Raw genomic sequence first — 10,618 nt, forward strand, 5'->3', positions numbered from 1 at the left:
AGCCGCAACAGGCGACTCCGATCGCAGCTGCCCACTCGCTCTGTGAGCAGCGAGTATTGGGAGAGAAACTTCCCGAACCAGCCTCACTTCGCTCGGCTGGACGTTCCCGGCACGATTCGAACGTGCGACACCCGGCTTCGAAGGCCGGTGTCCTCGTGCGGGTCGAAGACCCGAACGAGGGCTCGTCAGAGTCTCGCTCTGACGGTGCTCTATCCTGACTGAGCTACGGGAACAGGAGTGGCCGGGGAACTGCTGGAGCCGGAACAGCGTGCTACCAGGTTACACCACGGTGGATCACGTAAGTTCCACCGCCGGGATTCGAACCCGGATCTCCGGCTCCTGAGGCGAAGCAAGGCTCCAACTCGTCGGCCACGAAATGAGTAACGGCGACCGGAAAACCGTCGGAGCGGGACCGGTGTCGAGAGTACCCTCGTACTCTCTTTGTCCGGGATGTTCTCGATGGACTGCGCCACCGACAGGATTTGAACCTGCGAGTTCCTAGCGAAGCAACGCTCCGACTCGACGGTCGCCACGTGCGGTTGGGGAACCGGCGGTGCGACGGGCTATGACTCCCGGTGTGTGCCTGGCGGGCTGAAGGAACGCACCACCTCGACGACCACACGCTTGGGGAAAGCCGACCGTGACAGCGTCACAGATCCGTGGCTGCCCGCTAGATCAGACACGGGAAAACGCTGTCAGAGCCAGCCCCCCGAGTGCTCCCGAGGGGAATTGAACCCCTGGCCTCCACCTTGAAGGGGTGGCGTCTCTCGCCAACGGAGACTCCGGGAGCATGAACGCTATGGGACTCGTGGTTCCGAGCGCCTAGGGAAGGAATTGAACCTTCCACGATCAGGGTAACAGCCCGACACCACCACCAGGGGGGTCTCCCAGGCATCGAGAGGGCCCGACGGGATTCGAACCGGGGGCCCATATTTCAGAACCTCGTCTTGGAAGTGAGTGAGTGTGCCAGTGCCGGTAACCGCAGGGACGGATGGCGGTCACCTCGTTCCGTGGAAGTACGCGCCGTCACCGGTGACGCAGATTCTCACGCTTCCAATCGTGTCGATGGATGTTGTCTCACCGAGCGGGATGTGACGGAACGCTTCCTCCTCGCAGGCAGGGCAGACATTTGTTGTCATGACGCCGCGACCCGGATTCGAACCGGGAGACCGAAAGCAGACGGCCACGGCGTAGCAGGCCGCTGGGTTCACCAATACCCAGTCGCGGCGTACTGAGCCGACGAGGATTCGAACCTCGGTCCTGTGCGCCCAAGGCACAGATCGTCGTCCACTGGACCATCGGCTCACGGGACTGCCGAGCGTTCGGCAGTTGATTATCTATCTGTACGACTGTTTCCAACTGCGCAACCGCGACCGAGTGGTCGTGATCGCGCGTCTCATCGCGGGGACGTGCTTCGGGATCTCCCGGGAATACCGCACCGGCTCATGTAGGTTGTAGACCCTGCTGGGCCCAGCACCGCGGGAACAATCCAACTGATCGCACCAACGGGCTGCCTACCTCGATGGGTATCCCCACGTGGCCACGCCACGCATCCACGCCGACGCCGGGATTCGAACCCGGATCACGACCGCGACAGGACCGTATGCTCGCCGGATTACACCACGTCAGCATGTCGCCCCGGCCGGAATCGAACCGGCGACCTCCGGATTCAAAGTCCGGCGTCCCTCGCCAGCGGAGACTCCGGGGCTCGGCGTAGCCGCAGCTATCGCTGCGGGGATGTTGGCTAACGACTTCCGTGCGCTCAGCGCGGACGGAGTCCGTTCGCCTCTGTATCGGAACGAACGGAAACCAATCAGCCGCGAGCCTGGCATCCCGCACTCGCATCAAGCTGTGTACTGAGCGAGTACTGGGCAAAGGCAGGCGGCAATCCCGTGTTCCCCGACCCCTGACGGGTAGTCCGTATGGGGGCCGAGTTATGCGGGTGAGAGTGTCCGGGCGTCGCCGGATTGCGTCGAACTCTCGTATTCGAAGTCGACGTGACTCCGGCGATTTGCGCCCGGTCTCTTCGCACGCTGATCTTGTAGGCACTCGCCGAACACAGGACCCGCGGCTAAGCGAGAACGAGCACGCCGCGGAGTGTGGCGAGTGATGATCATTGTGTTGAACTCTCCCAGTTTGAGGGGTGTATCGGACGTCAGCTTTGAGTATCGTGGCAATTGTATTAAAATTATCCGGGGTGTGTTACCAACACTCACAGTAGTGGATATCCCAATATCGCAATCCGGTTTTGACGCCCCGACCTGAGCGCCAAGGGCCTGTATTCCATCCTCACCGATATACTTATAAATAAATCGGAGAGCTTGGAATCTATGAGAGGAGCGGAGTTACGGGTTATCTACTGTTTGCGCGATCAATCCTACTCGGTTGGCGAGTTAGCCTATGCAATTGACAAAAGCCAGAGCTGGACGTCAGAGGTCGTTGGCGACCTCAAAAACGACCATTCTGTGGACGAACCGACGGCGTCCAATTGGCCACCACGTACGAAGCATCACAGCGGTAACAGCGCGGAAGCCCACCGGCTTTAGCCGTGGGAAGAAGCGCGTAGGCTCTGCGAAGCAACCCACCGACTACGGCAAGCCTGACTCCCCAACGCAGTAATAAAAATTAATAAAGAGTAGCTACTACTGTGAAGTATGGCGTGGGAGGTAACTCGAACGGTGCGGGTTCGACTTGACGTGCCCGACGACCGCAAGAGCGACCTCCACGCCACTAACACCAAATTCCAGTACTGCGCGAACCGCACCGCAGAGTGGGCGTGGCGGTATCCCGACAACGCCTGTGTGACCAGCAAGAGCAAAGCCGAGGCCGCCATTTACGACGAACTCCGCCACGATACGGATGGCTTGCACGCGAACCTTGTCCAGAAAGCTATCAAACGTGCCACCGACGACATTGGCAACTGCGTTGACCGGCTTGCAGACGGTGAAAACACAAGCAAGCCCGAATACGACACGTTCAGTATCGTCTACGACAAGCGAGCGGCTACCTACTACCGCGACAGAGTGAGCCTCGCCACCGTTAACGGCAGAGTCGAATGTGAGTACGACCTTCCCGACGACCCCGAAGGCACCCCACACGGCGAGTATTTGCTGAACGAGGACTACTCTTTTTCAACCAGTACCGTCCACTACAACAGCGAAGCCGACGAGTTCTACCTGCACGCGGCGATGGAACGAGAGATAGACGCGAACAATCCTGAGAAAGCCGAGGATTCGAGAGTCCTCGGCGTGGACTGCAACGTCGACGACCATATCGCCGTGACTTCGACAGGGCGGTTCGTCGGCAGTGCCGACTACCTCAACCACCAGCGCCGCGAGTTCGAGAAACGGCGTGCCAGCCTGCAACAGGCCAGCACGCGAAGCGCCCATCTGACCTATCAGCGTATCGGTGACAGGTTCGGACGCTGGAGCGAGGACTACCTGCATCGGTGTTCCAACGAGATTGTTGCAGAGGCCGAACGCCACGGCTGTACACACATCGCATTCGAGGACCTAGCGCAGATTCGCGAACGCATCAGCGACGGCAAGAAATTCCAGCAGTGGGCGTTCCGCGAACTGCAAGAGCAGGTTACCTACAAAGCCGACGAACACGGCATCATGGTGGAGTCAGTCGAACCATCCTACACCAGTCAGCAATGCTCGAAGTGTGGCTGTACGCTCGAAGAAAACCGTAATGGGCAACGCTTCGCTTGCTTGGACTGTTCGTACTCGGTGAACGCCGACTACAACGCCGCAAAGAATGTTGCGCGGAAACTCGCGTTGAAACTCCAGCGAGGGCAGAAGTCCCCCGCTGGAGGGGCGTTCTGTCAGTACGCCCTGAAGTCGGGGATAATGACCGTGAACGCTACTGACGTAGCGTCCGACAGGTATGTGTCGGCAGAACGGGAGTCCACCGACAAGCCAACGGCTTCAGCCGTTGGTAGCTGACCCAGCGAAGACCTACGTATATCAAGGTGATCGGTCGCTGGGACTTGAAGGGATTCTGATCCATGCGGTGACCGGCGCTGAGACCAAGAAATAGATGGCGATGGCTGGCGTGTTCTATCTGACGCACCGCGCGACCCTCGACGCCAGCGACCTGTGGCGGCTCGCAAACAGGTGGGAGTGTGTCGAGAAATGGGCAGATCTCTTTGCATACATCGATCAGCGAGAAGTCCACCACGAGGAGCTCTTTCTCCCGTGGGAGGAATTCATCGATCTCGCGAACGACTATGGGGTCTATCCGCGGGGCCAACATCCGGAAGATAGCCTTCGACGGGGGCTCCAAGAGCTTGGAGACCATCTGGAGACGCCTGTCGACGTGTATCTTCTTGGGGGTGGCAACCTCATTCTGCGTGGGTTGAAGGATTCGACGAAAGACGTCGACCTCGTCGTTGAGGACGGACAGACGTTCTTGGCAATCGCCGAATCGCTCCAGGACCTGGGATACGAGGAGCGTAGTGACTTGGAAGCGGCATACAACCAGCTTGATCCCAGTCTCGTGCTCGAGAAGGAGGGCTTTCCGCGCTGGGATATTTTCGTGGAAGCGGTCGCTGGCCAACCCCAGCTGACGCCGGCGATGATCGAGCGGTGCGACCAATCATTCGAGTACGGCAATCTTCACGTACATCTGCTCTCACTGACCGACATCTTCGTGTTCAAATCGATCACGGAGCGCGAAGGCGATCTCGAAGACGTCGCACTGATCGCCAGGCAAGCCGATCTCGACTGGGAGAGCATCTTCCAAGAGATCAAGACTCAGGAAGAGCGTACTGGCCAATTCTTCTCGTTTGCTGTGCTCGATACGCTCGATGTCCTCGATGAGCGGCACAATATTGTTGCGCCAATCACGGACCGGCTCGTCTCGTACTGTCTTGAGAACGCGTTGCTCGTCTCGCTGGACGCCCCGAAAACAATCGAAGATCTCCGAGAAGAGCTGGATTTTCCCGATCACCGGATTTACAATAAACTCCGGAAACTGGAAGAAGTCGGACAGATCTCCGTCGATCGTAGCGGTCGGCTCAATACGTACCAGCGAGCTGAACCAACTGACCGTTAACGCTGCACCAAGATTATACTCGATGGGCGAGTCGACGACATATGGACTTGGAGGGGACCGTCGATGATCTCGCCGAAGAACTCGATCTGGAGCGGAGGGACTACGCCCGTGAGGTCGGTCAGTCAGTGGCTGATCTCCGGAACTAACGACAGACTATCGCTCCTAATCTGGACGGGGTGCGTTCTCGTACTTGACCATCTTCTCGGGTTTGTCAGCGATGGTGACGTAGATCTGCAGGAGCGTCTCCTCGGCGGCGAGAAGGTTGTGTTCCGCCAGGAACTCCCGACCCTCTTCGGTAAGACCGTAGAATTTCCAGGGGTAGCCCTGCCGGCGCTGGTCGTCGTCCAGGGCGACCTCCTTGACGATGCTGGCGTCGATGAGCTTCTGAATGTGCTTGTAGACGGTGGCATCGCTCACGCTGGGATTGAGCTCCTCGAGTTCGTACATCGAGGGCAACTGGTCGGGGTGCTGGAGGACATTATTGATCAGCGTGAACCGCGTTTGTTGGGTGACCCGCGACGACCTCCCGAAGCCCGGGCCGAACCCACCAGTCCCGTCGTGGGAGGAGTACGACCAGCTCCGCGAGGCCGTTGAGGAGTATCTAGACCACCAACCCGACGATCCGGCCTGGAACGATATCTGGCGGGCACTCGGCGCGATCATGGGCGAGTACCAGCGCGATGCCCAAGGCCTTCGGCGTCGATAAGCGCGCCGAGATGGCCTGCGTGCACCGCCTCATCACTGGCGAGGACGAATGCCCACACTCGCCGCTCGAAGCTGACGACAACCCTGACGGCCCACCGCACGCGCCGCCTGCGTCCGACCACGCCACGCTCTGGCTCGACGGAGGTGAGCCAGCGCTGTACTCGATGCACGTCTATCCGGGCAACATCGAGCGCCTGGAGAGCGAAGAGGCGCCGCACAACCAGTGGTTCGACCTCTTCAAGTTCGCCCAGCAATGGGGACTCGAAGTCTCGGTGCTGCCGAAGTCGTGGTGCAATCTCGGGTCGACTGTCCACATCGTCTTCTACCCGCCAGAGCGGTATCGATAGCCGAGAACTACCCTTCTAGTGTTGGATGCTCGTACAGATCATCCTCAACCAAAAAGTCCTGATGCAGTGTGAGGAGTTCCTCCTTGGCTTCCTCGACGAGTGCAGCGGGCTCAGAAGCTCTACATTCGGTAACAAAAATCGCTTTCTTGTAATCGGTATCTCCAGCCTGGACAGTGTTCTCCCCGCCATTAGCTAGCCAAGCCCGCATCTCGATAGGGTCGGACGTGGTGGCTATCCCCAGTTTCCACTGGTTGAAACTGTTCATCGAAGCCCACAGTTCTAGGTCTCTCTCCGTCGCATACTCGACGAGGTCGTCCATTCGCTCGACCACGTACCTGCGATGGGCTTCGACTTCGCGAAGGTTGAATACGATACCGACGTGGACACTGTGTGTTTCCGTATCGACGACGACTGTCAGATACGATCTCGTCCGCTTCCAGTCATCTTCGCGAGAGTCGACGACAAACGGGACGTCGAGGCGCTTGGGGACCAGACGTTTCCACTGAGATGGCTCCGCATCTTTCGTCGTCGACGTGTGGATCTTCCCAGGGTTCTCGACCTCCGTATCAACCAGTTCCTGCCGGAGGTCCCTGATGAAGTAGCGATACTGCAACTTGTCGTGGTGGTCGAAGCCGGTGAATGGGTGCATATCTTCTGCCTCGAAGAGATCCTGGAGCATTTTCAAAATCGGTCGGTGCGCTGGCGCTACCTCGGATGGTTCAATCTGGCTGATCCGCCGTGCGACTGTGTTCCATCCCATCCAAGTGAGTGGCTCGTCCTCAAATTGGTCGAGAAGTCCCGGCGGAGTAGTGTGTGGCGTGATCGTCACTAACCGAACGTCCCGTCCGTCGGCATTGGCCCGCAACTTCTCGAGTTCGCCCCTAAGTTGGTCACTCTTGAGTGAATCACCGTACTTCGACTCGTATCCAACGAGTGTCTCGTCGTCTCCGACGACCCAGTCAATCTCTCGGTCGGGTCCGGTATCAGTATTGTACGGAAGTGGTGCATTCTGATGGGCGACGACTCGGGCCTCGTCAGAGAATGAGAACTCGGGCTCGCCGTGGATACGATTGAGCAACTCCGGCCCTTCCTCCAAGCTGTAATAGAGGAACCCAGCGAACTGCTGGTTCAATCGTTCTTCGTATCCACTCGGGGAAACGAACGGGTATCCCATCAGATTGTCACGACTCACCGACTCTTGAATAAAGTTAGGTCAGTCTCTCAATTGGTCCGCGACTTGTACTATTTGACTAACCAACACTGCAGACTTCCAATACAATTTGTTGGTTAGCGACGGTAGTCCTCAGATGAATTGCTGGACTGCCTTACCGTGTCATAGAAAACTTCGCAAGCTCTGTTTATCCGATTTTTGTCAAAGCTGGCGTGCAAGATGCAACGCGCGAGTCTTGCATAGAGTCATCCTTCGATTGCGAGTGGTTGGATTGGTCGGTACAGTCCATAGAGAAACCTAGATGCCCCCGTCCTGTCACGGACACAGGTCAGCCCTAGAAGCCATAGCGGTCGTGGGCCTCGTCAATTGGAAGAATTTCGAGTACACGAACCTCTGACTCATCTTCTACTATTGTATAGAAGGCTGTGTACGTCCGGGAGATATGCATCCGATAGCGGTCTCGGCGGCCATCAATTGGGAGTTTCTCCTTGTCTCCGCGGCCCCGGCCGGGATACGGATTTGTAGCGAGATAACCCAGCTTCTCTTTGCAAACACGTGTTGTCTTTTCGTCGGCGGCTTCGAGGAAGGCACGTGCATCGTCGCCCAACAGGACGTCGTATTCAGACATCTTCAAGAGCGGTCAGATCCTCAGTATCGGCTGCTTCGACATCTCGGAACCGATTTTCGAGTTCTTCGCGGCGGCGCTGTCGAGCGAGTTCTTGGAGCAGCTCGTCGTAAGTCTGTCCCGGTTCCTTGAGCTCGTGTAGCTCCTTGTGGGTCTTTTCTGTGACTGGAATTCGTTTGTCGGCCGACATTGTCCTGTCAGTACTTACAGTCCTAGTAGTATTAACAGTGTCGATGACTGCTTTCACATCGCCACCCGGTTTGTATGCACGCGCACTGACCAAGTGGTTCAGTGACGACTAGTTGAAAGAAACCACAGTGCTGTGCTGACTTCACGCTCTGTATCTTGCAGACCATTTCAAATATCATATTCATCTGGAGGTTTCCACAACGGTCAGTCTGCAGGTTTGTGAGTAGAGTATTCGCTAAATTTTGGGTGCAAATAATACACCCCGCGATGACGTCGTCGAGGTTCGCAAGCAGGCGCCTGCCCGAATCGTCAACCAGGAGGGCGGATTCGCGAATCCCGATAAGGCAATCGCCTGCATCAACGACGAGCAGCAACTCGCGTATATCGCGACGTATGGCCAACCTGAACCGCTCGCCAAAGGTACGACTGGAACGCCACGACCAATCACGGTTGAGAGCAAGCACGGGGGTACTGATATTGAGACGCTCACACGCCAAGTGTATCTTCTGGCCCAGTGCCATATCGGCGTCGCGAACACGACAACGCGACTACCGATCACGACTGCGTACGCGGACCGGGCGGCTACTGCGGCGGCAAAAGGACACCTGCCGATGACGACCGACTTGGAGACTGGGATTGGGTTCCTCTAGCAGTTTGCTGGGAACGGGGTACGTCCAATGCAAACGCCGGGATGTCCTCACCGCAACCGTCGTACTGAAGTTCGTCCTAGACGGGTATCAGGAGTTCAGGCAGGCCATCATCAAGCGTGGATTTCGTCGTCTCTCGCTCAAGGGCGTCACCCGGTGAGGGACCAGGCTCGCCATAGCCCGAGCGTGAGAGTTCCTTGATGTGGAGGTCGTCCTGGTCGTCGATGTAGCCGTAGACAGTCGCGCACGCGCGACCGTTCGCGCGCGTGCACGGACCTGAGAGCGGGTCCCCTCCAGTCGCGAAATCGGCCGGCTCAGAGGTTCCGAAGACGACAGGCGATTCCTCGACCGGCTGGAAATCTGTATGACGCCTCACTGCCCAACAGCGTGGAGATTTCAGTTCCCGTCGTCATCCCCCCGCAAGGCGCGCGGCCGCCAGCCAGGACCGCAGGGTCGCGCACGCGCGCCGCGCGCACGTTTCCCTGGCTGGCGACCGCTCGCAGGACCGAGTTTACCCGCGCTGACCGCAGGACAGCCGCGCACGCGTTGCTCGCGCGCACGGTTTCGCCCAGCGCGGTTTACCACGGCCTGGGGGGACTGCGCGCGAGACTGCTCGCGCATCAGCGCGAGCTTCCATCGTGCTCGGTCGCGGCCAGAGAGCCGCCGGCCGCGACTTCCGACCACTGCGCGCGGTCCGATGGACCGTGCTACCATTAATTTGTTAACCCTTAAAGGATTCACACGAGCGCGCTGCAATTTCCTCTCGAACACCGCAAGGCAGCCGCGCACGCGTTGTTCGCGCGCACGGTTTCGCCGTTCGAGAGTTTTCTACGCTGCTTCCGTGCCGTGTGCGCGCTCCCGTAGGCTCGCGCACACTGCCGGGCTTGTGGGCCCGACACTATTCCGCGCGGAGCGCGGAAGCCTTTTCTTGCCCATTCCGGGCTGCCGAGCGCGATTTCGTCACATGGGATTCCATCCGACACGCCACTGCGGCCACTGACCCGGATCACGATTCCGACGAATCGCGTAGCTTTCGTCGGAATCGACCGGCTCAGAGAGTCCTCGAAGGCGCGCGGATTCCATCCCATGTGACTGCATCGTGCTGGGCGGTCGGCGGGTCTGCGCGGCCGACGAACTGTCGCACCTGTCGGCCGCGCCTGCCCGCCGATGAAACCTTTAAGGGTATAATCCGACTTAGCAACCGAAGTCGGTTTTCACGCTCCCGGTATGACGTGATGTCGTCAATTTCAGCAACTACAAACTCTTGGTCGTCAATAGATGTTGAGTTCAGATAGACACGTATCCAGCGCCGCTCGCTGTTTACACGCTCAATCTGCCATTCGAACTCTTGTGAGTCGCCGTTTGCTGCGGCCTGAATCCGACGAAGCGCTTCTGCTTGATTAAACTTCGTTGACGACGCTGTGAAGTCCCCTACGTCCATCGTCCGGAGATCATCCAGCGAATATCCATAGAGATCCTCAACAGACTCATTCGCATCCAGAATCGCCCCCGTTTCCGGATCATACAGCAGCAAGCTTCTATCGCAGTCTCGACAGATAGGTGGTAATCTTACTTTGTCGGGACTACTCATACAATTTATAGATTAATGTATTTAAAGAATATTTTCAGTCAGGATTGATTTGCCTGTATCCATATAATTAAAACATCAGAATTAGGAGACGAGTGATAATATCCTTGGAATAGGCAAGTGTTTGTGCTCAGACAAGCATCACGGTCGTTTACTACTCACTCAGCTTTGAACGTTAGTGTCGGCTGTTGAGTGAACGAAAAGATGGTCGATCTCTTGCATAAGGTCATCGACGCCACGATCATCGTTGTCTCGAACCCACGAGAGAAGGTTGTACACGGCTTCTTT

The 10,618-nt window shown here is 57.7% G+C and carries 11 protein-coding genes, 6 tRNA genes and 2 pseudogenes; 5 read left to right on the forward strand and 14 right to left on the reverse strand.

What is annotated here, in order from left to right:
* Positions 1-101: 101 nt before the first annotated feature.
* From WDJ60_RS16330 to WDJ60_RS16360, 7 genes are all read right to left on the reverse strand, one after another.
* A tRNA-Arg gene (locus WDJ60_RS16330) sits at positions 102-233 on the reverse strand.
* A gap of 481 nt (positions 234-714) precedes the next feature.
* Positions 715-790, reverse strand: a tRNA-Glu gene (locus WDJ60_RS16335).
* Positions 791-998: 208 nt separating this feature from the next.
* A complete protein-coding gene (locus WDJ60_RS16340) occupies positions 999-1,139 on the reverse strand; it encodes a hypothetical protein (protein ID WP_340101770.1) in 141 nt (46 codons plus the stop codon).
* A gap of 2 nt (positions 1,140-1,141) precedes the next feature.
* Positions 1,142-1,228 (reverse strand) — tRNA-Ser (locus WDJ60_RS16345).
* A 4-nt stretch (positions 1,229-1,232) separates the two neighbouring features.
* A tRNA-Pro gene (locus WDJ60_RS16350) sits at positions 1,233-1,305 on the reverse strand.
* A 251-nt stretch (positions 1,306-1,556) separates the two neighbouring features.
* Positions 1,557-1,630 (reverse strand) — tRNA-Asp (locus WDJ60_RS16355).
* A gap of 3 nt (positions 1,631-1,633) precedes the next feature.
* Positions 1,634-1,709 (reverse strand) — tRNA-Gln (locus WDJ60_RS16360).
* A gap of 945 nt (positions 1,710-2,654) precedes the next feature.
* On the opposite strand from WDJ60_RS16360, the gene WDJ60_RS16365 reads away from it, so the two are divergent.
* Both WDJ60_RS16365 and WDJ60_RS16370 read left to right on the forward strand, forming a co-directional pair.
* Positions 2,655-3,947 carry an RNA-guided endonuclease InsQ/TnpB family protein gene (locus WDJ60_RS16365; RefSeq protein WP_340101771.1) on the forward strand — a complete coding sequence of 431 codons (1,293 nt, stop codon included), beginning with the start codon at positions 2,655-2,657 and terminating at the stop codon, positions 3,945-3,947.
* Positions 3,948-4,041: 94 nt separating this feature from the next.
* Positions 4,042-5,058: a DUF6036 family nucleotidyltransferase gene (locus WDJ60_RS16370; RefSeq protein ID WP_340101772.1), complete on the forward strand. Its 1,017-nt coding sequence runs from the start codon at positions 4,042-4,044 to the stop codon at positions 5,056-5,058.
* 162 nt (positions 5,059-5,220) lie between these two features.
* Here the strand turns inward: WDJ60_RS16370 and WDJ60_RS16375 are convergent.
* A pseudogene (locus WDJ60_RS16375) lies at positions 5,221-5,571 on the reverse strand (PadR family transcriptional regulator); the annotation flags it as partial.
* Here WDJ60_RS16375 and WDJ60_RS16380 point away from each other — a divergent pair.
* A complete protein-coding gene (locus tag WDJ60_RS16380) occupies positions 5,567-5,764 on the forward strand; it encodes a hypothetical protein (RefSeq protein ID WP_340101781.1) in 198 nt (65 codons plus the stop codon). The pseudogene WDJ60_RS16375 and the gene WDJ60_RS16380 sit on opposite strands and share 5 nt — an antisense overlap.
* A complete protein-coding gene (locus WDJ60_RS16385; RefSeq protein ID WP_340101773.1) occupies positions 5,739-6,110 on the forward strand; it encodes a hypothetical protein in 372 nt (123 codons plus the stop codon). The genes WDJ60_RS16380 and WDJ60_RS16385 overlap by 26 nt, the downstream gene beginning before the upstream one ends.
* 7 nt (positions 6,111-6,117) lie before the next feature.
* On the opposite strand, the gene WDJ60_RS16390 is transcribed toward WDJ60_RS16385, so the two are convergent.
* From WDJ60_RS16390 to WDJ60_RS16400, 3 genes are all read right to left on the reverse strand, one after another.
* Positions 6,118-7,284, reverse strand: a complete 1,167-nt coding sequence (locus WDJ60_RS16390; RefSeq protein ID WP_340101774.1) for a hypothetical protein — start codon at positions 7,282-7,284, stop codon at positions 6,118-6,120.
* 331 nt (positions 7,285-7,615) lie between these two features.
* Complete coding sequence (locus WDJ60_RS16395; RefSeq protein ID WP_340101775.1) at positions 7,616-7,909, reverse strand: type II toxin-antitoxin system RelE family toxin; 294 nt, start codon at positions 7,907-7,909, stop codon at positions 7,616-7,618.
* Entirely contained in the window at positions 7,902-8,096 is a 195-nt protein-coding gene (locus WDJ60_RS16400; protein WP_302080722.1) for a hypothetical protein, read from the reverse strand. Before WDJ60_RS16400 ends, WDJ60_RS16395 begins: the two co-directional genes overlap by 8 nt.
* A gap of 241 nt (positions 8,097-8,337) precedes the next feature.
* On the opposite strand from WDJ60_RS16400, the gene WDJ60_RS16405 reads away from it, so the two are divergent.
* Positions 8,338-8,745 carry a hypothetical protein gene (locus tag WDJ60_RS16405; RefSeq protein ID WP_340101776.1) on the forward strand — a complete coding sequence of 136 codons (408 nt, stop codon included), beginning with the start codon at positions 8,338-8,340 and terminating at the stop codon, positions 8,743-8,745.
* Positions 8,746-8,821: 76 nt separating this feature from the next.
* Here the strand turns inward: WDJ60_RS16405 and WDJ60_RS16410 are convergent, their stop codons facing one another.
* The 3 genes and pseudogenes from WDJ60_RS16410 to WDJ60_RS16420 all read right to left on the reverse strand — a co-directional run.
* Positions 8,822-9,118, reverse strand: coding sequence for a hypothetical protein (locus WDJ60_RS16410; RefSeq protein ID WP_340101777.1), 297 nt, complete (start codon positions 9,116-9,118; stop codon positions 8,822-8,824).
* Positions 9,119-9,793: 675 nt separating this feature from the next.
* On the reverse strand, positions 9,794-10,333 hold the full coding sequence (locus tag WDJ60_RS16415; protein WP_340101778.1) for a PAS domain S-box protein: 540 nt from the start codon (positions 10,331-10,333) through the stop codon (positions 9,794-9,796).
* Positions 10,334-10,492: 159 nt separating this feature from the next.
* Positions 10,493-10,618, reverse strand: a pseudogene (locus WDJ60_RS16420) (IS701 family transposase); the annotation flags it as partial.

It is taken from the genome of Salinibaculum salinum (assembly GCF_037645885.1).
Classification (GTDB): domain Archaea; phylum Halobacteriota; class Halobacteria; order Halobacteriales; family Haloarculaceae; genus Salinibaculum; species Salinibaculum salinum.